Raw genomic sequence first — 19,650 nt, 5'->3', positions numbered from 1 at the left:
ATGGAACAGTTTGATCTGCTCATGCACGGCATGGGAGTGGTGCTGACCTGGCAACACCTGATGCTGATGGTGGCCGGCGTCCTGCTGGGTATCCTGGTCGGTGTGTTGCCCGGCTTGGGCGCCCCCAATGGCGTGACGCTGCTACTGCCGCTGACGTTCAGCATGGAGCCCGTCTCGGCCATCATCCTGCTGTCCTGCATGTACTGGGGCGCCCTGTTCGGCGGCTCGGTCACATCGGTCATTTTCAATATCCCCGGGGAACCGTCTTCGATTGCGACGACCTTCGATGGCCACCCGCTGGCCAAGCAGGGGCGCGCCGGCGAAGCCCTGACCGCCGCCTATATCTCGGCCCTGTTCGGGGCCTTGGTCGGCGTGGTGCTGCTGACCTTCCTGTCGACGTACATTGCGCGCTTTGCGATGGAATTCAGTTCGCCTGAATTCTTCGCCGTGTACGTGCTGGCCTTCGGCAGCTTCATCGGTCTGGGCAAGACGCCCGCCCTGAAGACCATTGCCGCCATGATGCTGGGTTTCATCCTGGCCAGCGTCGGCATGGATACGGTCTCCGGCAATCTGCGCCTGACGTTCGGTGTGACGGATCTGTTGCGTGGCATCAGCTTCGAGGTCGCCGTGATCGGCTTGTTCGGGATCGGCGAGATCCTGTGCACCGTCGAAGAAGGCCTGGTGTTCCGGGGCGAGAACGCCAAGATCACGCTGCGCGTGGTCTGGAATACCTGCAAGAAGATGCCGCGTTATTGGGCCACCTGGGTGCGCAGCTGCGTGATCGGCTGCTGGATGGGGATCACGCCGGGCGGGCCGACGGCAGCGTCCTTCCTGTCCTACAGCGTGGCAAAGAGCATGTCCAAGCACCCCGAGCAATTCGGCAAGGGCGCGCTGGAAGGCGTGATTGCGCCGGAGACGGCGGACCACTCGGCGGGAACCAGCGCCCTGCTGCCCATGCTGACGCTGGGGATTCCGGGCTCGGCCACGGCTGCCGTGATGCTGGGCGGGCTGATGGTCTGGGGCCTGCAGCCTGGTCCGACCCTGTTCGTTGAGCAAAAGGATTTCGTCTGGGGCCTGATCGCCAGCATGTATCTGGGCAACGTCGTCGGTCTGATTGTGGTGCTGTCCACCATTCCGCTGTTCACCGCCATCCTGCGCATTCCGTTTTCCATCATTGCGCCCATCATCGTCATCATCTGCGCCATCGGCGCCTATGCGGTGAACCAGTCGCTGTTCGATGTCGGCCTGATGCTGGTCTTCGGGGTCTTTGGCTACCTGTTCAAGAAATTGTCGTACCCGATTGCGCCCTTGGTGCTGGCCGCTGTGCTGGGCGACAAGGCGGAAGACGCCTTCCGCCAGTCCATGCTGTTCTCCAACGGCAGTCTGGATATTTTCTGGTCCAACGGCCTGGTCGGGACCATGACGACGGCGGGCATCGTGATGGCATGCCTGCCCCTGATTTCCAAGGGTGTGAGGGCCGGGATAGGCCGCTGGAAGGCGGCTGCGTAATCCGCCCTTTGAATTGATGAATCGTTTTTTCGGATGATGAGATCATGAAGCAAGAACAAACCATTGTGGCCCTGACGCTGGGCGACCCGGCCGGTATCGGCGCTGAACTGATCGCCAAGCTGCTGTCCCAGCCGGCGGAACTGGGTGATGCCAAGATCGTGCTGGTGGGCGACCCCTGGTTGTGGGAACACGGGCAGACCATCGCCGGCGTGCAGGTGCCGACCCGTCCGCTGGCCTCGCTGGCCCAGGCGCGCCAGGCGCCATCGGACCTGCCCCTGTTCGTGGCCGTGGAGACGGTCCGGGCCGATCAGGTCGTGATGGGGCAGGTGGATCGCGCCGGCGGCGCATCCGTGCTGCAGGTGCTGAACCTTTGCATGGACGCAGCCCAGGCGCGCCAGATCGATGCCATCTGCTTTGCGCCGCTGAACAAGCACGCCATGAAGATGGGCGGGCTGCGCCACGAAGACGAATTGCACCATTTCGCCGAATACCTGAAGGTCAACGGCTATTTCTGCGAATTCAATACCCTGGACGGCTTGTGGACGGCACGGGTGTCCTCGCACATCCCGCTGAAGGACGCCACGCAGTACATCACCCGTGATCGTGTGCTGGACGCCAGCCGCCTGATCTATCGGTCCCTGCAGGCAGCCGGCAATCCGCAGCCTCGGGTCGCCGTGGCGGCGGTCAATCCGCATGGCGGGGATGGCGGCACCTGCGGTCGTGAAGAAGTCGAGATCATCGCCCCGGCAGTGGCGGAACTGAACGCGGAAGGCATTCCCGTGCAGGGCCCGTATCCCGCCGACACGATTTTCCTGAAGGCCCGCGACGGTCAACTGGACGCCATCGTCACCATGTATCACGACCAGGGCCAGATCGCCATCAAGCTGATGGGCTTTGAAAAGGGCGTCACCGTGCAAGGCGGCCTGCCGGTGCCGATCACCACTCCGGCGCACGGCACCGCCTATGACATCGCGGGCAAGAACCGCGCCAATGTGCAAGCCATGCGCAATGCCTTTCTGATCGCCAGCCGCATGGGCGCCGCTTACCGGGCACAGGCCGACGCCTGAGCCCCGCCTGACAACTTATCCGCATTTTCCAGACGGAGCTTGAATTGAAGATCAAAAATATCCGCGCCCGCGTTTTCGAATGGCAGGGCAAGACTGTGCCGCCGCAGGCGAATTTTTGCACCAACGCCATGGATGCCCTGTGGGATCGGGGCGATTCCATGGGCACGTTCCGCTTTCACGGCTGGACGGTCGTCGAAGTCGAAACCGATGACGGTATCGTCGGCCTGGGCAATGTCGCCCTGGCCCCGCGCATCGCCAAACAGATCATCGACCAGTATCTGGCGCCGCTGGTGATCGGCCACGATCCTTTCGACTACGAATACCTGTGGCAGCGCATGTATCGTTCCACACTGGCCTGGGGCCGCAAGGGCGTGGCCATGGCGGCGATTTCCGCGATCGACATCGCCTTGTGGGACATCATGGGCAAGGCCGTCGGCCGCCCGGTGTTCAAGCTGCTGGGCGGGCGCACCAAGGAAAAAATCCCCTGCTATGCGTCCAAGCTGTATCGCACCGATCTGGACGCCATGCAGGCCGAGGCCCAATCCTATGTGGACCAGGGCTTCACCGCGTTCAAGATGCGCTTTGGCTATGGTCCGAAAGACGGTCCCGCCGGCGTGCGCAAGAACCTGGACAGCGTTCAGGCCGTGCGCGACGTCATCGGCTACGACACCGACCTGATGCTGGAATGCTATATGGGCTGGAACCTGGAATACACCAAGCGCATCCTGCCCAAGCTGGAAATCTTCGAACCGCGCTGGCTGGAAGAGCCCGTGATCGCCGACGATATCGACGGCTATGCGGAATTGAACCAGTACGGGCCGATTCCGATTTCCGGCGGCGAGCACGAATTCACCACCTACGGCTTTCGCCAGCTGCTGGACAAGCGCGCCGTGTCGGTCATCCAATACGACACGAACCGCGTAGGCGGCATCACGGCGGCGCACAAGATCAACGCCCTGGCCGAAGCCTACAGCGTGCCGGTCATCCCGCACGCAGGCCAGATGCACAACTATCACCTGACCATGTCCACCCTGGCGTCGCCCATGTCGGAATACTTCCCCGTGCATGACGTCGAGGTCGGCAACGAGCTGTTCTATTACATCTTCGAGGGCGATCCGGCTCCGGTGAACGGCTTCATCGATCTGGATGAAACGACGCCTGGCCTGGGTCTGACGCTGTCGGACCGCTATCTGGATCAGTTCAACGTCATCGAATAAGCCGGACCGCAACACAAGGAGTCATGATGCGATTGATTCAATTCAAGGACCCCCAGGGGGTCAAGGCCGCGCTGGTCGACGAGTCCGATCAGGTCAGCGTGATCGAGCTGGTCGGCGGCGTCTATGCGCTGGCCATGATGGCGCTGCAGCACAAGGTGCCGCTGAAGAACCTGATCCAGCAACACCTGGGCAACCAGGTGCTGTCCTATCAGGAATTGATCGACTCGCAGCGGCTGCTGCCGCCGTTGACCCATCCCGATGCGGCGCACTGCCTGGTGACCGGCACGGGCTTGACCCATCTGGGCAGCGCCGACACGCGCGATGCCATGCATGCCAAGCTGAATACGGACGAGGCCAGCCTCAGCGATTCCATGCGCATGTTCAAGATGGGTTTAGAAGGCGGGCATCCCGCAGCAGGCCAGGTCGGCGTGCAGCCGGAATGGTTCTACAAGGGCGACGGCGATTGCGTCGTCGCGCCGGAAAGCCCGCTGCCGGTGCCCGGCTGCGCCCAGGATGCGGGTGAAGAACCCGAACTGGTGGGCCTGTATGTGATCGCGCCCGACGGCACGCCGGTGCGTCTGGGTTTTGCCGTGGGCAACGAATTTTCCGACCACGTCACGGAACGCCACAACTATCTGTGGCTGGCGCATTCCAAGCTGCGGGCCTGCAGCTTCGGCCCGGAAATCCTGATCGGCGACCTGCCATCGGATCTGCGCGGCGAGTCACGCATCATGCGCGACGGGCAGGTGCTGTGGTCCAAGCCTTTTGTCACGGGCGAAGCCAATATGGCCCACACCCTGGCCAATCTGGAACACCACCACTTCAAATATGAGGGCTTTCGCCGCCCGGGCGACGTGCACGTGCATTTCTTCGGCACCTCGACGCTCAGCTTTGCGGATGGCATCCGCACCCAGACGGGGGATCGTTTCGAGATTTCCCTGGGCGGCTTTGGCCGCGCCTTGCGCAATCCCATCGGCCAGCAGCCGGCGGATGCGCTGATTACGATTAAGGAGATTCACTGATGCAGGTGACGGGTCATCTTTTGATTGGCGGACAAGCGGTGCAGGGCGCCGGGGTAGCGGCGCATTCCGTCAACCCGGCGACTGGCCAGGCCTTGTCCCCCGAATGGCGGGGCGCCGATGCGGCCCAGGTGGACCAAGCCGTGCGCCTGGCCCAGGAAGCCTTTCTGGTCTACCGCGATCTGCCCCTGACGGCGCGCGCCACGTTCCTGGAAACCGCGGCGGCCAAGGTCGAAGGCCTGGGCGATACGCTGATCGATCGCGCCATGCAGGAAACCGGTCTGCCGCAGGCGCGCCTGCGCGGCGAGCTGGGCCGTACCGTCAACCAGCTGCGCTTGTTTGCCGACGTGGTGCGGCGCGGCGACTGGCTGGGTGTGCGCATCGAACGCGCGCAGCCCGACCGCAAACCCATGCCGCGCAGCGACATCCGGCTGCGCCGCATTCCCATCGGCCCCGTGACGGTGTTTGGCGCTAGCAATTTCCCCTTGGCCTTTTCCGTGGCGGGCGGCGATACCGCCGCTGCGCTGGCCTCGGGCTGCCCGGTTGTGGTCAAGGCCCATTCCGCCCATCTGGGAACGTCCGAATTGGTCGGACGCGCCCTGGTCGCCGCTGCGCAGGAATGCGGCTTGCCGCCGGGCGTGTTTGCCCTGCTGACCGGACCAGGCAACCAGATCGGCGTGCAGCTGGCCAGCCATCCCTTGATCAAGGCGGTGGCCTTCACCGGCTCCCGCCAGGGCGGCTTGGCGCTGATGCAGACGGCTGCCGCGCGGCCCGAACCCATCCCCGTGTTTGCCGAAATGAGCAGCGTGAACCCGGTGTTCCTCTTGCCGGGCGCCTTGCAGGCCCGCGCCGAGCAGATCGCGCAGGGCTTCGTCACCTCGCTGACCGGCAGCGCCGGCCAGTTGTGCACCAATCCGGGCTTGGTCCTGGGGGTCAAGGGGCCGGATTTCGAGCGCTTCACCCGTGAAGTCGTCGCTCAGGCGTCCGCCGCGTCGGCGACCACCATGCTGACGGCAGGCATTCACCGCGCCTATGAGTCCGGCGTCCAGACGCTGCGCAATCATGCGCAGGTGCGCATCGTGGCCCAAGGCCAGGAAGCCCAGGGGCCGAATCAGTGCCAGACCTCGGTCGCTCTGACATCCGCCGCCGCATTCCTGGCCGATCCGGAAGGGCTGGGAGCGGAAGTCTTCGGCGCCAGCACCGTGCTGATCGAATGCGAAGGCCTGGACGACATGGTCGCCATCGCCCGCGCCCTGGAAGGCCAACTGACGGCCACGCTGCAGGCGCAGATGCCCGACGACGGCGCCTGGATGCAGGCGCTGCTGCCGGATCTGGAACTGAAGGCCGGCCGGATTCTGGTCAATGGCTTTCCGACCGGCGTCGAGGTCTGCCATGGCATGGTGCACGGCGGACCCTTCCCGGCGACATCCGATGCGCGCACCACGTCGGTCGGCACGATGGCCATCGATCGTTTCCTGCGGCCCGTCTGCTATCAGGACGTGCCCCAGGAGATGTTGCCCCAGTCCTTGCAGGACGCCAATCCGTGGGGGGTGGCGCAGCGGGAATTCTGATCAGCCCAGCACCGGACAACCGCCCGGTGCTGGCTGTTTTCGCCTGATTGCGTGTATCGGCCAGCGCCTGGGATTTTGCCCCCAGCCGCTGGCCGGTTTGTCTTATGGCCGGCTTCTGTCCATAATCGGCCCATCACTTCCTGCCCAGGCCCGTTGGACAGGCCGCCTTGCCGATGGCGGCGTTCCTGTCCTGGTCCTCTGCCTGAGCTGTCTGAATCGGAGTCTTGCTGATGAAATCTCGCGCCGCCGTTGCCTTCGAGGCCGGTCAACCCCTGCAGATCGTTGAAATCGACGTCGAACCGCCCCGCAAGGGCGAAGTCCTGATCAAGATCACCCATACGGGCGTCTGCCACACCGACGCCTTTACCCTGAGCGGCGACGACCCCGAAGGCGTCTTTCCCGCCGTGCTGGGCCATGAAGGCGCCGGCATTGTGGTGGAAGTCGGCGAAGGCGTCACCAGCGTCGCCCCCGGTGATCACGTCATCCCCCTGTACACCGCCGAATGCGGCGAATGCCTGTTCTGCAAGTCCGGCAAGACCAATCTGTGCGTCGCTGTGCGCGCCACGCAAGGCAAGGGCCTGATGCCCGACGGCACCACCCGGTTTTCCTACCAGGGACAGCCGATCTATCACTATATGGGGTGTTCGACCTTCAGCGAATACACCGTCGTGGCGGAAGTCTCCCTGGCCAAGATCGACTCCCAGGCCAATCCCGAACAGGTTTGCCTGCTGGGCTGCGGCGTCACCACCGGCATCGGCGCCGTGCGCAACACGGCCAAAGTCCAGCCCGGCGACACCGTCGCGGTGTTCGGTTTGGGCGGCATCGGCCTGGCCGTGGTGCAAGGCGCCCGCCAGGCCGGGGCAGGGCGTATCATTGCGGTGGATACCAACCCCGATAAGTTTGCCCTGGCGAAAGTCTTTGGCGCGACGGATTGCGTCAACCCCAAGGATCACACCGAGCCTGTCCAGCAAGTCATCGTCGGCATGACCGGCTGGGGCGTGGACCATAGTTTCGAGTGCATCGGCAACGTCAACGTCATGCGCGCCGCTCTGGAATCCGCCCACCGGGGCTGGGGCCAGTCCATCATCATCGGCGTGGCCGGCGCCGGACAGGAAATTTCCACCCGGCCTTTCCAGCTGGTCACGGGCCGATCCTGGCGCGGCACCGCCTTTGGCGGCGTCAAGGGCCGGTCCCAGCTGCCCGGCATGGTGCAGGAAGCCATGCGCGGTGATATCGACCTGGAGCCTTTCGTCACCCACACCATGGGGCTGGACGACATCAATACCGCTTTCGATTTGATGCACGAGGGCAAGTCGATCCGATCTGTCGTGCATTACTGATCTGCTCTGATCGGTGTTTTCGCCTTTGGCCGGCGTCAGCCGGCCATATCTTTTTTGTGAGGAAAAAACCCTAGTGAATGATGTTTCCCGAGATACTGCTTTGACGCGCGTAGAGCGCCACACCAGCTTTGGCGGCAGCCAGGAAGTCTGGCAACATAAATCCGACGTGCTGAACTGCGACATGCGCTTTGGCATCTACCTGCCTGCTGCCGCCGTGCGCGGCGAACCCTGCCCCGTGCTGTACTGGCTGTCGGGTCTGACCTGCACGGAACAGAATTTCATCACCAAGGCCGGCGCCCAGGCTTACGCCGCCTTGCACAATCTGATCCTGGTCGTCCCGGATACCAGTCCGCGCGGCGAAGGCGTGGCCGACGATGCCGCCTATGACCTGGGGCAGGGAGCAGGCTTTTATCTGAATGCCACCCAGGCCCCGTGGGCCGCGCATTACCGCATGCAGGATTACGTGGCGCAAGAACTGCCCGGCCTGATTGAACAGCACTTTCCCGCCACCTCGGCCCGCGCGATTGCCGGCCATTCCATGGGCGGCCACGGGGCGCTGATCACGGCTTTGCGCAATCCTGGCCGCTACCGCAGCGTGTCGGCTTTGTCGCCTATCGTCGCGCCATCTCAGGCGCCTTGGGGTCAAAAGGCCTTTGCGGCCTATCTGGGGGATGACAAGGCTGCCTGGGCGCAGTGGGATACGGTCGAGCTGATCCGCTCAGCCGCCGCCGATGCCGAGCGTTTGCCGCTATTGGTGGATCAGGGCTTGGAGGATGAGTTTCTGACAGGGCAGTTGCGCCCCGATCTGCTGGAAGCCGTTTGCAAAGAGACCGGGCATCCGCTGACCTTGCGCCGGCAGGCCGGGCATGATCATAGCTATTACTTCATCGCCAGTTTTATCGGCGATCACGTGGCGCATCATGCGGTGGCGTTGCAGGGGTAGGTAGGGTAAGCGGCTATTCAGGGCTGGATAGCCATGCAGGGATATCGCGGCTGGCGTGCAGGATGCGCCAGACGTCGATATTGCCGTCTGCAAGAATATAAAAAATCACGTATGGGTAAGTACCCAAGGCCCAGGCACGTAAACCCGGTAGCTGAAGTTCATACGCATAGCGGCTGGACCCAGTTTCTGGAAAGTGTGCCAAGTGGGCGTACGCATGTTCGAGCGTGTCCAGGAAACCCAGTGCAATGCGTTCTGATGTCTCGGATAAGTAGTAGGTCAGCGCATCCTCGACATCCTGTCGCGCAAGCCCGCGTGGGATGATAGACCTACTGGTCGTCATCAAGTGCCTGTGTTTTGGCGGATACGCTGACGCAGTGCGTCAAAATAAGCTGCATCGACGGGCGTACCAGGAGGCGATGCTGCGCCAGCCAGCAAAGTATCGCGTAATTGGTGGCGTTCCAGATCTTTGCGGATGAGGTCGCGGACGTATTCGCTGTGCGTGCCGAATCCCCGTTGTGAGACCTGATCGTCCACATACGATTTCAGCGCGTCGGGCAGCGAGATATTCATGGTTCCCATGAGGACCAGCGTAGCGGGTTTGCCAAACTTTGGCAATCTGACCGTGATGTCCGGCTGATCCTACCAACTGTCACCGTCAGGCAGTCGGGATGAAGATGACAGTTCAATGCGTTGCGCATCCTACTTCTTGCTTAGCATCTGCGCGATGTCCGCGTAACTGACGGCGTCTTCCCCAAAGGTGAAGGCGCCGTGTTCCAGCATCTCGCGACTGGCGCGCAGGAACGCGCCCCATGCTGCCCGGCTCAGGGCGCTGCCCACACTGATCCGTTTGACCCCCATGCCAGACAGATCATCGACCGAGAAATTCATCCCCGGCGACCCCATCAGCACATTGACCGGCAGATCCACCGAGCTGACCACTGCGGTGATGTCTTCCCGAGTCCGCAGCCCCGGCGCGTAGAGCACATCGGCCCCCGCTTCCTGATACGCCTGCAGGCGACGGATCGTGTCTTTCAGGTCCGTGCGCCCATGCAGATGGTTTTCCGCCCGGGCGGTCAACGTGAAGGCGTAGGGTAGGGACCGCACCGCCTCGACCGCCGCTCTGACCCTGTCCACGGCTTCCGCCAGGTCGTAGATCGGATCGTCATCCCTGCCGGTAGCGTCCTCGATCGAGGCCCCCACCGCCCCCGTCTGCGCCGTCAGCCGGTAGGTTTCCGCGACGCCATCCAAGGTGTCGGCGTAGCCCGCTTCCATGTCCGCGCTGACAGGCAGATCGGTGGCCGCCGCCAGTTCCGCCACGTGCGCCAGCATCTGATCCCGAGTGACATGATAGTCAGACACGCCCAGGGTATAGGCATAGCCCGCGCTGGTGGTCGCCAGCGCCTGGAAGCCCATGCCCGCCAGCAGCCGCGCCGTGCCGATGTCCCAGGGATTGGGGATGATGAAGGCGCGGTCGGTGTGGTGCAGGGCGTGGAAGGCTTGGGCTTTTTGGGAGAGGGTGGGCATGGGGGTATCTGGGCTGGGGGGGATGGTCTTATTATTGTTCAATGTGTGGAGGGTGTCAGCTATCGATCCTGAACAGTCATAGATCATCTCTGAAAACAGACTGTCGTTGATCTACTTAGCGGGCGTGCGTCCATGAGTAGCATGCGATGCGCCAAGGAGCTCGATCATCCGCGACTCGCACGGGGAGAGGTCATACCCCCGTCGCTGCGAGATCATGAATGTGAGCGAGCCGATGTGCCAGGCGCGGCGCTCAAGTTCGACAAGCTGTCCGTTCGCCAGGTCCTCGCTGACGAGGTGCCGGGGCAGGTGTCCCCAACCGAGGCCGGCCCTGAGAAGATCACGCTTGGCGCCGAGATCATTGACCAACCACTGGCGTTTTCCGGCGACACCCTGCTGGGTCTTTTCCGCTCCTGGCTGGTTGTCCGTCACGACGATCTGAACATGTCTGCCAAACTCGTCCATCGGGATGGGTTCCCGTATCGCGGCGAGTGGATGGGATGGCGCGGATACCGTCACCATCTCGGCCTCACACAGCCAGTGGCGTTCGATGGCATCCGGGCTCACCTCTGGCACGTTCCCGATCGTGACAGCCAGGGCACATTCCCTTTCTAGCACCAGGCTTTCGCCGCCTTGCATGGTTGTGATCCGCAGGTCGATCACTGCAGTGCTGAACTCCACTTGCAGTGTCCGCAGGCAGTCGATCAGGCGGGCACGCGGGAAGTAGGCATCGATCGCAACTGAAACCTGTGGCGCCCCGGTCCTGGCGATCGAACTGGCACGGTTCTTCATCTCTTCCGTGCGTGAGATCACCGCCCGTGCATCCGGCAAGAGACTGTGCCCCGCCGCAGTGAGCTGCGCTTTCCGTGTGTTTCGCTCGAACAACTCGACATCAAATGCGCTTTCCAGCGCCTTGATCGCGTGGCTGACGGCTGACTGTGCGCGCCTGAGTTTCTGCGCCGCACCCGAAAAACTTCCCTGATCGCATACCGCAACGAACGCACGCAGTTGGTTGATGGTGACGTTATCAAGCATTTATATCTAGATAATAGATTTAATTAAGCAATTTTTCGTCAATTGTATTGATGAGTCAAGGAAACTAGACTGATTTCCAGTTTCAACAAAGGACGCCCACCCGGCGACACATCATGAACAGATTGAATGGAAAGAGCGCCGTGATCACCGGCGGCGCAACCGGCATTGGCCAAAATTTTTTGGGGGGGGGTTTTTTTTTCTTCTTCCCCCCCGGCAGGAAGCGTTGGCCCCCCTTGGCTGAACCCCGGCCCAATCCCCCCCAGTGAAGGGTTCGGTCTCTGATCTGGCTGACCTCGACCGGCTCTCCCGGCGGTGAAGGCCGAGCGCGGAACCCTCGATATCGTCTTTCCAATCCGGGACGGGAAGCCTCTTCCGCTTGGCAAAATCACCGCCGAGCACATTGACGAAATCTTCGACACCAATGTGAAGGGTTTGATCTCTCCAAAAAATAACAAACACAAAAGGCGAGCAAGGTGCGTAACCAGGACCTGAACCTAAGGGCACCGGCATCCGGGAACGGCTGTCGCCCGACTGCACGAACGCGAAAGCGGCGGGGGCGAAGGGCATGAGGGTCTCGCCTCATAACCCAAATGGCCGAACCGGCGGAACTCGGGGCGGCGGCGCCCTCCGCCAGGACAGCAGCTATACCGCCAGCGAGGTCGCCGCGATGGCGGCCTGGCACAAACCTAAGGAGAACAGATGAGCTATGCAATTATTGGCTTCGGCCAGATCGGCCAGGCTCTGGCCAAGGCGTTTGCCCGAAACGGTATCGAGGTATCCATTGCAACTACTCGCGACCCGGAAAGCTTTGCATCCGCTGCGGCTGCGATCGGGCCCGGCATCATTCCCAACACACTGGCGGAAGCGGTCAAGGCGGACATCGTCTTTTTGGCTGTCCGCTACGAGTCACACAGGGATGTCGCGAAAGCGCTGCCGAGCTGGGAGGGAAAGATCATCATTGACGTGACCAATACCTATGGCGTGTCCCCTGAGGAACTGGAGGGACGGCCATCTTCCAAACTCGTCGCACAGGCTTTCACGGGAGGAAGATTGGTTAAGGGCTTCAACCATTTGGCGGCTGCCGTTCTTGAGCAAGATCCGGTCGTACAGGGCGGTAGAAGAGTCGTGTTCCTGACGAGCGACGATGAGGACGCAGCAGCGTCCGTGGCGGCCCTCGCCGAGCAACTCGGTTTTTCACCTATCAATCTTGGGAAGCTCGAAGAGGGTGGTGTGCTTGTGCACGCACGGAACAATACCTGGGGGCCGTTAATTTTCCAGGACCTGTTCAAGAAGGCGCCGTCAGCGATGTAAGGCCATCCGGCCCGGAGGATAGCCTTTGGCGATATCACGCAGACCGGGTGAGCCATTATTGCTTCTACCCGCCCTGGTGGCCCCAGCGTTCATTGCGCCAAGTCGCTTGTGCCGCGGCGTTTAGAAACGTCCAGGCAACGAAGCGACTTTTCTTTTGCCCCTGCGTCATTTCCACGGTGCGTACATCAAGCGCATTAACTTTCCTTAGGGCATGCAACACACTGGGCACATTAGACGCTTTGGACACCAAGGTACTGAACCAAAGCACTTGGCTGCTGATGGTTGCGCTCTCTTCTATCATGTTGCGGATAAAGAGCGCTTCGCCACCCTCGCACCACAGTTCAGTGTTTTGTCCGCCAAAATTCAACACGGCAGTCTTTTGCTTTGGCATAGTCTTGCCTAGGCCCCGCCATTTACGTCGGGTGCCGCTTAATGCGTCTTCCTGAGATTGATGGAAGGGAGGGTTGCACAGCGTAAGGTCAAAATGGTCGTTTGCGCTCAGCAAGCCCTGAAAAATACGCTTGTGCGATTTTTGTTGACGTAATTTGATTGCTGTAGATAAGTCATGATTGGCGTGAATAATGGCTCGCGCAGATGCCAGTGCATTAGCATCGATATCCGACCCTAAGAAGCGCCACCCGTATTCGGCATGACCAATTAAGGGATAGATGACGTTTGCACCCACGCCAATGTCCAGGACGCGTACTGCGGCGCCACGGGGAATGATTCCCGTATTGTTGTCGGCCAGCAAATCGGCCAGATAGTGCAGGTAATCGGCACGGCCCGGAATAGGAGGGCATAGATAATTTGCAGGAATATCCCAATGCTCGATGCCGTAAAAGGATTTTAATAAGGCGCGATTCAGGGTCTTGACTGCGATAGGGTCGACGAAATTGATGCTTTCATCGCCGTGCGGATTCAAGAAGACGAAAGCGGCCAGTTCGGGTGTTTCTTTGATGAGCGCGTCAAAGTCGTAACGGCCTTGATGGCGGTTGCGTGGATGGAGCCGGGCCGTCTTTCTGGTAGATGTTGGTGATGTGGAAATGGAATTACCTGATTTTGAGGATAAAGCGGTTCGTTAAAGAGATATATCGCAGCCGGCAGGATCGAGCTTAAGGTTTCGGAATGCGTATCCGGCTGATCATCAGCGACCCGGACAGGCCAAAACTGAGCGTCAGCGGATGCAGCGCGTAACCCAGGATGTCGACGCTGCCGCCCCACAGGTTCGGTCCCCATGCGCCATTGGCTGCAGCAATGCCCAGCATGATGACCAGGGCGAAGGATGTGGGGATAGGCGTGCCCTCGAAATGCGTCACCTTGCCAGCATCGTTGGAGAGCGATTCTGTGGTGATGTTGTATCGCGCCAGGCGCGAGACGCCGCAGGCGATGAAGTATCCCAGCAGCACACGATCCCAGAGGCTGCTCATCCCCAAACCGTACGCGATGATGGCCGGCGTCACGCCAAAGGATATGACGTCTGCGAGCGAATCCAGTTCGCGTCCCAGTTCCGAAGAACACCGCCGCCAGCGGGCGATGCGCCCATCCAGGACGTCGAATACCAGTGCGGACAGCACCAGTCCGCAGGCGAAGTACACCTGAACGATGTCGCCTTCCGCGATAAAGGACATCATGCAGAACAGCGCCCCTGTGCCCGACATGGCGTTACCCAGCGTGAACCAGTCGGCCAATTTGAATTCGCGGATCATGGAAAAGGGTTTCGGCATGGTGCAGGCAAGAAGGTATGGATGGAGATGACAGTGCAGTGCGTTGCGCATCCTACTTCTTGCTTGGCATCTGCGCAATGTCCGCGTAACTGACGGACGCATCTTCTCCAAACGAGAAGATGCTGTGTTCCAGCATCTCGCGGCAGACGTTATTGTGTAGTGCGCCCGACGAATTGAAATCCTCCGGTCGCCTCCAACCGCTTCTCTATTTCTCGAGCTTCTTCCCTGCTTTCTGTTGTTTTGAACAGAATATAGCAATTATCGAGAAGATACCGTTGACGGTCTGTCTCGCATTTTAGGTTAAAGCCGTCTGCCGCCCAGAAATAAAGATGTTTGGCTAGGATCGAACGTGTGCTTTTGACGTCTGCCGGATTTTCCCAGCATCCATTGGGACGAAGCGACAGGTATTTTTGTTTCGATTCCTTGTGTTGCCGAAGGCGTCGCCTAAGATTTACACTGATGCCCACTTTCAGTGGGGTATTATCCAAGGTGTAAATTCCATATATGCCAGGGCGCGTAGGGATGACTTCCTCAATATCTACAAAATTTGCGCGAGCAAAGTCTTTCATAGCGATCTTTGTATGTAGGGGGGAAGCTTGTGCTGGTGCTAGTGGCTGCTTTCTACCCCGGAGCGACATTCGTGACAGTCCGCTTACGGGAAAACTGGTTGCCGACGCCAGCAATAAGTGTCATAACCCACGCAGCGGGCTTGCAGTCGGCTGGGGCGTCTTGTTAGATGGGAGCCTTTGGCACAATTTCGGACAACAATTCGACGGAAATCAGTCTATGGGGCGAATCGGGTTGCTCGGTGAATAGCGCTCTCCACTTGAGATTATTGTTTTCGAAATCGGTTCTCCGGCCATAGGCCGCCATGTCCGGATATTCAATAAACAGTTGAATGAAGTTGGTGTCTGGTCCTGGAACGGTGCATCGGAATAGGCGCACGGAACTTGGCAGTATCGGACCGTCGAACTCGGGGCCTGCTGCTTGGCCCAAAATTGACATGAAGTCGTTAAATTGCCCCGGCTTTATTTCGTACAAGAACTTTGCCAATACCGTCATATTCCTTTTCCCTCTAAGCTGTGATTCCGAAATAACTTCTTTACGCTCGATCCGTCAAATTATACTCAACACGGTTAGACCAAATTGACATCATGATCAGGATCCCGTACGTGCTTCCGCCTCGAATGGCTGCTACTGGGCAGCTTGGTGAAGGAAACGGCTGACTCTTACTGGCCGGAACCAGTCATTGGAAACTCCGGAGAAATTTCACCCCCCAGGTACCATCTCCGGATTCCAAACCACCTCCCAAAGATGTCCATCCGGGTCCTGAAAATATCCCGCATAGCCGCCCCAGAACGTATCCTGCGCTGCCTTCACAATCATCGCCCCCGCCGCTTTTGCTTGGGTCATGACCGCATCCACCTCGGCCCGAGACGACACGTTATGTCCAATGCTGATTTCCGTGGCACTGGCCTTGCTCAGCGGTAAACCGGAATCCTTGGCCAGGCTCTTGCGCGGCCAGACCGCCAGTTTCAAGCCCGGCTGGAGATCAAAAAACGCCGCCGCGCCGTCTGCAAACTGTTCGCCGATAATGCCTTCGGTCGCCAGTCCCAATCCATCCCGGTAGAACACCAACGATCGTTGAAGGTCATCGACTGCAAGTGTAATGACGCTGATGCGTGGTTTCATGGCTACCTCGCGGACTCTTGTTCAAATCGATTCCAATCAAACGCCGGCCCAGGATCGGTCTTGCGGCCCGGCGCAATCTGCTCGTGCCCCTGCACAGCCCGGATCGGATGCCGCGCCTGAATTGCCGTCGCTAACTCAGATAGCCGGGCATACTGCGCATCCGTATATGCCAAGGTATCCGTGCCTTCCAGTTCGATGCCGATGGAGAAATCGTTGCAGCGTTCGCGGCCTTCAAAGGACGATACTCCTGCATGCCAGGCGCGCAGCACGGTCGGCACAAACTGCACGATCACGCCGTCGCGGCGGATCAGGAAATGAGCGGATACGCGCAGATCGCGGATGTTTTCGAACCAGGGGTCGGCGCTGATGTCCAGCCGGTTCTGAAAGAAATCGATGATGGCGTCGCCCTGGAAGACGCCGGGCGGCAGGCTGATGTTGTGGATCACCAGCAGGTACGGGTCTTCGCCACCGGGCCGCAGGTCGTGATTGGGGGAAGGGCGGCGCAGCACGCCGGGGCCCATCAGGGGCAGCCAGCCGTCCGGCTGGATCGTCAGGTCGCAGGCGGCGCCCGCCGAGTTGCCAGCAGACGGGCCCGCCCTGTTCACTTCCTCAGCCCCAACCGCGCATGATCCGCACTGCACCAGGTCTTGCCTTGGCTCATATAGGCCTCGGATCGGGGCAGAAAGATATGACAGTGGGCGCAGCGCACCATGGATTCGGCAGCATCGCGGGATTCGACGTCCTGGCGGCGGGCTGCCGCCTGCCGGGCGTTGGCTTTTTGATGGCTGAGGACGCGTGAAACGAACAGGACGGCCAGGATGATGACCGCCCACAGCAGAAACTTACCCAAGTGTGCCTCTTTGCAGAATGACTTCCAGGACGAAACGGCTGCCGGTGTAGGACAGAAGCAGGAAGGCGAAACCCGTCAGCGTCCAGCGCAGGGCGATGCGCCCGCGCCAGCCCTGAATGCGGCGCCCGGCCAGCAGCACCCCGAAGGTTGCCCAGGACAGCAGGGTGAAGACGGTTTTGTGGTCCATGGGCAGGGCCTGGCCGCTGAGATCCAGCGACACGACGATGCCGGTGGCGACGGTCAGGGTCAGGACGATGAAACCGATGCCGATCAGGCGGAACAGCAACTGTTCCAGGGTCAGCAGGGGCGGCATGGCGCCCATGGCGCGGGATATCAGGCCTTGTTCGCCTTCGGATTCGATGGGGCGGTGCAGGTGGCGGTCCAGCACGGTCATCAGCATGGCGTGCAGGGCGGCGACCGTGATCAGGCCATAGGCCGTCATGGCGATCAGCAGGTGGATGCGCAGCCAGTCACTGTTGGCATGCGGAACCAGATAGCCATGGGGGAAGATCGCCGCCAGCAGGCTGACCAGGGCGGCGGCGGGCAGCAGCAAGAGTTGCAGGCTGTCCAGGCGCAGCAGGAAGTTTTCGATCCAGAAGATGATCATGCCCAGCCACATGGCGGTGGACAGGGCCAGCGCCCAGCCCAGGTGCAGGCCCGCGGGTACGATGACGGCGCCGATCAGGCCGATGCCGTGCAGGGCGATGGCGCCCAGCAGGCAGCTGCGGCCGATGGTGCCGCTGGACGGCACCGGGTTTGCGCGCGCAATCGGTCGCCATAGGGCCAGGCCCAGTACGGCATAGGCCAGCGCGGCAAGCAAGTGAAATACAATGCTGACTGACATAGTCCTGTCGGTGTCCGGCGCACGGCGTGCGCCTCAAAAGCCACCATTTTATGCGCTGGCCGACAGATCAACCAGTTTTGTGGAACCTGCCATGCTCGATAACCTGACCTCCCGTCTGTCGCGCATCGTCAAGACGATGCGCGGCGAGGCCCGCCTGACCGAGTCCAATACTCAGGAAATGCTGCGCGAGGTCCGGCTGGCCCTGCTGGAAGCCGACGTCTCGCTGCCGGTGGTGCGCGACTTCGTCGGGCGGGTCAAGACCGCCGCCTTGGGCCAGGATGTGGTCGACAGCCTGAATCCCGGCCAGGCCCTGGTCGGGATCGTGCACAGGGAACTGACCAGCCTGATGGGCGGCGACCTGGGGGGCGAGGCCGGCGAACTGTCGCTGGCGGCCCAGCCGCCGGCCGTGATCCTGATGGCCGGCCTGCAGGGCGCGGGTAAGACCACCACCACCGGCAAGCTCGCCAAATGGCTGTCCGAGGGCAATCACGTCCAGAATGGGCGCAAGACGGGCCGCAAAAAGGTACTGGTCGTCAGCGCCGACGTCTATCGCCCCGCCGCCATCGATCAGTTGAAAACCGTGGCGGCGCAGGTGGGAGTCGATTTCCTGCCCACCGAAGCCACGCAGAAACCGCAGGATATCGCCCGCGACGCGCTGGATCACGCCCGCCGCCATCATTACGACGTGCTGATCGTCGATACGGCGGGGCGTCTGGGCATCGATCAGGCCATGATGGACGAGATCCGGGCGCTGCATGAACTGCTGGCCCCCATCGAAACCCTGTTCGTGGTCGATGCCATGCAGGGCCAGGACGCGGTCAACGTCGCCCGTGCGTTTTCCGAGGCCTTGCCGCTGACCGGCGTGGTCATGACCAAGCTGGACGGCGATGCCCGGGGCGGCGCGGCCCTGTCGGTGCGCCAGATCACCGGCAAGCCGTTGAAATTCGTCGGCATGTCGGAAAAGCTGGACGGCCTGGAACCTTTCCACCCGGAACGCATGGCCCAGCGCATCCTGGGCATGGGCGACATCGTCTCGCTGGTCGAGCAGGCGCAGAAAAACATCGACGTCGCCGAAGCCCAGAAGCTGGCGGCGCGGCTGAAATCGGGGGATCGCTTTGATCTGAATGATTTCCGCGACCAGTTGCAGCAGGTGAAGAAACTGGGGGATATGGGATCGTTGCTGGAAAAACTGCCAGCCCAGTTCGCGCAGGCGGCATCCCAGGTGCAGGGTGGTCAGGCGGAAAAGCAGCTGGCCCGCACCGAAGGCATCCTGAATTCCATGACGGCGCTGGAACGCGCCAAGCCCGAACTGATCAAGGCATCCCGCAAACGCCGCATCGCGACGGGTTCGGGCGTGCCGGTTCAGGAAGTCAATCGCCTGCTCAAGCAGTTCGAGCAGATGCAGGGCATGATGAAGCAGATGAAAAAAGGCGGCATGGCAAAGATGATGCGCGCCATGGGCGGGCTGAAGGGCCTGGGCGGAATGGGGCGGGGCGGTTTCCGCTGATCAAGCCCCGCCGGATCACATCTGGGATTGCAGGTAGTTTTCCAGGCCGATCTGTTCGATCAGGCCGATCTGCTTTTCCAGCCAATAGGCGTGGTCGGACTCGGTGTCCTTCAGTTGCACCAGCAACAAGTCCCGGCTGACGAAATCCCCGTGTTTTTCGCATAGCGCGATGCCTTCACGCAGGGATGCGCGGACTTCGTATTCCAGATCCAGGTCCGCGCGCAGCATGCCGGGTACGTCCGTGCCGGGCGTGAAGGCGCTGGGGCGCATGTCGGGTTCGCCTTCCAGCATCAGGATGCGCTGCAGCAGGCTGTCGGCGTGCTGGGTTTCTTCCTGCATTTCGTGGTCGTTGCGCACGAACAGTTTTTCCAGGCCCAGGTCCTGGTAGCGGCGGGAATGGATGAAATACTGATCCCGCGCGGCAAGCTCGTCGCGCAATTGGCGTGTCAGGTAGGCGAGGACTTCGGGGTGGCCTTTCATGATGCGTCTCTGGAGATGGG

Annotated in this window: 22 protein-coding genes and 1 pseudogene; 10 read left to right on the top strand and 13 right to left on the bottom strand. The window is 61.1% G+C overall.

Annotated features, from left to right (window positions below; genetic code table 11):
* The 7 genes from VDP79_RS03825 to fghA all read left to right on the top strand — a co-directional run bounded on the left by VDP79_RS03825 (position 1) and on the right by fghA (position 8,666).
* Complete coding sequence (locus tag VDP79_RS03825; protein WP_323016889.1) at positions 1-1,509, top strand: tripartite tricarboxylate transporter permease; 1,509 nt, start codon at positions 1-3, stop codon at positions 1,507-1,509.
* Between the two features lie 44 nt (positions 1,510-1,553).
* Positions 1,554-2,576, top strand: coding sequence for a 4-hydroxythreonine-4-phosphate dehydrogenase PdxA (locus VDP79_RS03820; protein WP_323016888.1), 1,023 nt, complete (start codon positions 1,554-1,556; stop codon positions 2,574-2,576).
* 44 nt (positions 2,577-2,620) lie between these two features.
* Entirely contained in the window at positions 2,621-3,793 is a 1,173-nt protein-coding gene (locus VDP79_RS03815; RefSeq protein WP_323016887.1) for an L-rhamnonate dehydratase, read from the top strand.
* Positions 3,794-3,819: 26 nt separating this feature from the next.
* The gene (araD1, locus tag VDP79_RS03810; protein WP_323017014.1) at positions 3,820-4,815 is read left to right on the top strand and encodes an AraD1 family protein; all 996 of its coding nucleotides are present in this window, start codon (positions 3,820-3,822) and stop codon (positions 4,813-4,815) included.
* Positions 4,815-6,383 (top strand): aldehyde dehydrogenase (NADP(+)), encoded by a 1,569-nt coding sequence (locus tag VDP79_RS03805; protein WP_323016886.1) that lies wholly within the window; start codon positions 4,815-4,817, stop codon positions 6,381-6,383. Before araD1 ends, VDP79_RS03805 begins: the two co-directional genes overlap by 1 nt.
* Positions 6,384-6,613: 230 nt before the next feature.
* Complete coding sequence (locus tag VDP79_RS03800; RefSeq protein WP_323016885.1) at positions 6,614-7,723, top strand: S-(hydroxymethyl)glutathione dehydrogenase/class III alcohol dehydrogenase; 1,110 nt, start codon at positions 6,614-6,616, stop codon at positions 7,721-7,723.
* A 100-nt stretch (positions 7,724-7,823) separates the two neighbouring features.
* Complete coding sequence (gene fghA, locus VDP79_RS03795) at positions 7,824-8,666, top strand: S-formylglutathione hydrolase (protein WP_323017013.1); 843 nt, start codon at positions 7,824-7,826, stop codon at positions 8,664-8,666.
* 13 nt (positions 8,667-8,679) lie between these two features.
* Here the strand turns inward: fghA and VDP79_RS03790 are convergent, their stop codons facing one another.
* The 4 genes from VDP79_RS03790 to VDP79_RS03775 form a co-directional block, all read right to left on the bottom strand.
* On the bottom strand, positions 8,680-9,006 hold the full coding sequence (locus tag VDP79_RS03790; RefSeq protein WP_323017012.1) for a type II toxin-antitoxin system RelE/ParE family toxin: 327 nt from the start codon (positions 9,004-9,006) through the stop codon (positions 8,680-8,682).
* The gene (locus tag VDP79_RS03785; RefSeq protein WP_323016884.1) at positions 9,006-9,245 is read right to left on the bottom strand and encodes a type II toxin-antitoxin system ParD family antitoxin; all 240 of its coding nucleotides are present in this window, start codon (positions 9,243-9,245) and stop codon (positions 9,006-9,008) included. The genes VDP79_RS03790 and VDP79_RS03785 overlap by 1 nt, the downstream gene beginning before the upstream one ends.
* A 120-nt stretch (positions 9,246-9,365) precedes the next feature.
* Positions 9,366-10,190, bottom strand: a complete 825-nt coding sequence (locus tag VDP79_RS03780) for an isocitrate lyase/phosphoenolpyruvate mutase family protein (protein ID WP_323016883.1) — start codon at positions 10,188-10,190, stop codon at positions 9,366-9,368.
* A 111-nt stretch (positions 10,191-10,301) separates the two neighbouring features.
* Positions 10,302-11,222, bottom strand: a complete 921-nt coding sequence (locus tag VDP79_RS03775; RefSeq protein ID WP_323016882.1) for a LysR family transcriptional regulator — start codon at positions 11,220-11,222, stop codon at positions 10,302-10,304.
* 113 nt (positions 11,223-11,335) lie between these two features.
* Here VDP79_RS03775 and VDP79_RS14875 point away from each other — a divergent pair.
* Positions 11,336-11,912 (top strand): annotated as a pseudogene (locus VDP79_RS14875) (oxidoreductase).
* Positions 11,913-11,921: 9 nt separating this feature from the next.
* A complete protein-coding gene (locus tag VDP79_RS03765; protein ID WP_323016881.1) occupies positions 11,922-12,533 on the top strand; it encodes an NADPH-dependent F420 reductase in 612 nt (203 codons plus the stop codon).
* A 64-nt stretch (positions 12,534-12,597) separates the two neighbouring features.
* Here the strand turns inward: VDP79_RS03765 and rlmF are convergent, their stop codons facing one another.
* The 8 genes from rlmF to VDP79_RS03725 all read right to left on the bottom strand — a co-directional run bounded on the left by rlmF (position 12,598) and on the right by VDP79_RS03725 (position 17,643).
* On the bottom strand, positions 12,598-13,578 hold the full coding sequence (gene rlmF, locus VDP79_RS03760; RefSeq protein ID WP_323017011.1) for a 23S rRNA (adenine(1618)-N(6))-methyltransferase RlmF: 981 nt from the start codon (positions 13,576-13,578) through the stop codon (positions 12,598-12,600).
* Between the two features lie 67 nt (positions 13,579-13,645).
* On the bottom strand, positions 13,646-14,257 hold the full coding sequence (locus VDP79_RS03755; RefSeq protein WP_323016880.1) for a CDP-alcohol phosphatidyltransferase family protein: 612 nt from the start codon (positions 14,255-14,257) through the stop codon (positions 13,646-13,648).
* Between the two features lie 149 nt (positions 14,258-14,406).
* On the bottom strand, positions 14,407-14,826 hold the full coding sequence (locus VDP79_RS03750) for a hypothetical protein (protein ID WP_323016879.1): 420 nt from the start codon (positions 14,824-14,826) through the stop codon (positions 14,407-14,409).
* 163 nt (positions 14,827-14,989) lie between these two features.
* Positions 14,990-15,319: a hypothetical protein gene (locus VDP79_RS03745; protein WP_323016878.1), complete on the bottom strand. Its 330-nt coding sequence runs from the start codon at positions 15,317-15,319 to the stop codon at positions 14,990-14,992.
* Positions 15,320-15,526: 207 nt separating this feature from the next.
* On the bottom strand, positions 15,527-15,949 hold the full coding sequence (locus VDP79_RS03740) for a VOC family protein (protein WP_323016877.1): 423 nt from the start codon (positions 15,947-15,949) through the stop codon (positions 15,527-15,529).
* 2 nt (positions 15,950-15,951) lie between these two features.
* Entirely contained in the window at positions 15,952-16,470 is a 519-nt protein-coding gene (gene ampD, locus VDP79_RS03735; RefSeq protein WP_323017010.1) for a 1,6-anhydro-N-acetylmuramyl-L-alanine amidase AmpD, read from the bottom strand.
* Between the two features lie 80 nt (positions 16,471-16,550).
* Positions 16,551-16,799, bottom strand: a complete 249-nt coding sequence (locus VDP79_RS03730) for a PP0621 family protein (RefSeq protein ID WP_323016876.1) — start codon at positions 16,797-16,799, stop codon at positions 16,551-16,553.
* Positions 16,792-17,643 carry a cytochrome C assembly family protein gene (locus VDP79_RS03725; protein WP_323016875.1) on the bottom strand — a complete coding sequence of 284 codons (852 nt, stop codon included), beginning with the start codon at positions 17,641-17,643 and terminating at the stop codon, positions 16,792-16,794. The genes VDP79_RS03730 and VDP79_RS03725 overlap by 8 nt, the downstream gene beginning before the upstream one ends.
* Before the next feature lie 91 nt (positions 17,644-17,734).
* Here VDP79_RS03725 and ffh point away from each other — a divergent pair, with 91 nt between their 5' ends.
* Positions 17,735-19,150, top strand: a complete 1,416-nt coding sequence (gene ffh / locus VDP79_RS03720; RefSeq protein ID WP_323016874.1) for a signal recognition particle protein — start codon at positions 17,735-17,737, stop codon at positions 19,148-19,150.
* A 15-nt stretch (positions 19,151-19,165) separates the two neighbouring features.
* Here ffh and bfr read toward each other — a convergent pair whose 3' ends face one another.
* The gene (gene bfr, locus VDP79_RS03715; RefSeq protein WP_323016873.1) at positions 19,166-19,630 is read right to left on the bottom strand and encodes a bacterioferritin; all 465 of its coding nucleotides are present in this window, start codon (positions 19,628-19,630) and stop codon (positions 19,166-19,168) included.
* Positions 19,631-19,650: the final 20 nt, after the last annotated feature.

This window comes from Castellaniella sp. (assembly GCF_034675905.1).
Lineage (GTDB): Bacteria > Pseudomonadota > Gammaproteobacteria > Burkholderiales > Burkholderiaceae_B > Castellaniella.
This window is presented reverse-complemented; position numbering and strand designations above follow the sequence as displayed.

What these genes read in the sequence shown, in the direction of transcription:
- VDP79_RS03765 (WP_323016881.1), top strand. Translation starts at nt 11,922, where the DNA reads ATGAGCTATGCAATTATTGGCTTCGGCCAGATCGGCCAGGCTCTGGCC.
- VDP79_RS03825 (WP_323016889.1), top strand. Translation starts at nt 1, where the DNA reads ATGGAACAGTTTGATCTGCTCATGCACGGCATGGGAGTGGTGCTGACC.
- araD1 (WP_323017014.1), top strand. Translation starts at nt 3,820, where the DNA reads ATGCGATTGATTCAATTCAAGGACCCCCAGGGGGTCAAGGCCGCGCTG.
- VDP79_RS03755 (WP_323016880.1), bottom strand. Translation starts at nt 14,257, where the DNA reads ATGCCGAAACCCTTTTCCATGATCCGCGAATTCAAATTGGCCGACTGG.
- bfr (WP_323016873.1), bottom strand. Translation starts at nt 19,630, where the DNA reads ATGAAAGGCCACCCCGAAGTCCTCGCCTACCTGACACGCCAATTGCGC.
- VDP79_RS03820 (WP_323016888.1), top strand. Translation starts at nt 1,554, where the DNA reads ATGAAGCAAGAACAAACCATTGTGGCCCTGACGCTGGGCGACCCGGCC.
- VDP79_RS03790 (WP_323017012.1), bottom strand. Translation starts at nt 9,006, where the DNA reads ATGACGACCAGTAGGTCTATCATCCCACGCGGGCTTGCGCGACAGGAT.
- VDP79_RS03750 (WP_323016879.1), bottom strand. Translation starts at nt 14,826, where the DNA reads ATGAAAGACTTTGCTCGCGCAAATTTTGTAGATATTGAGGAAGTCATC.
- VDP79_RS03800 (WP_323016885.1), top strand. Translation starts at nt 6,614, where the DNA reads ATGAAATCTCGCGCCGCCGTTGCCTTCGAGGCCGGTCAACCCCTGCAG.
- VDP79_RS03775 (WP_323016882.1), bottom strand. Translation starts at nt 11,222, where the DNA reads ATGCTTGATAACGTCACCATCAACCAACTGCGTGCGTTCGTTGCGGTA.
- VDP79_RS03785 (WP_323016884.1), bottom strand. Translation starts at nt 9,245, where the DNA reads ATGGGAACCATGAATATCTCGCTGCCCGACGCGCTGAAATCGTATGTG.
- ampD (WP_323017010.1), bottom strand. Translation starts at nt 16,470, where the DNA reads ATGGGCCCCGGCGTGCTGCGCCGCCCTTCCCCCAATCACGACCTGCGG.
- VDP79_RS03725 (WP_323016875.1), bottom strand. Translation starts at nt 17,643, where the DNA reads ATGTCAGTCAGCATTGTATTTCACTTGCTTGCCGCGCTGGCCTATGCC.
- ffh (WP_323016874.1), top strand. Translation starts at nt 17,735, where the DNA reads ATGCTCGATAACCTGACCTCCCGTCTGTCGCGCATCGTCAAGACGATG.
- VDP79_RS03745 (WP_323016878.1), bottom strand. Translation starts at nt 15,319, where the DNA reads ATGACGGTATTGGCAAAGTTCTTGTACGAAATAAAGCCGGGGCAATTT.
- VDP79_RS03780 (WP_323016883.1), bottom strand. Translation starts at nt 10,190, where the DNA reads ATGCCCACCCTCTCCCAAAAAGCCCAAGCCTTCCACGCCCTGCACCAC.
- VDP79_RS03740 (WP_323016877.1), bottom strand. Translation starts at nt 15,949, where the DNA reads ATGAAACCACGCATCAGCGTCATTACACTTGCAGTCGATGACCTTCAA.
- VDP79_RS03805 (WP_323016886.1), top strand. Translation starts at nt 4,815, where the DNA reads ATGCAGGTGACGGGTCATCTTTTGATTGGCGGACAAGCGGTGCAGGGC.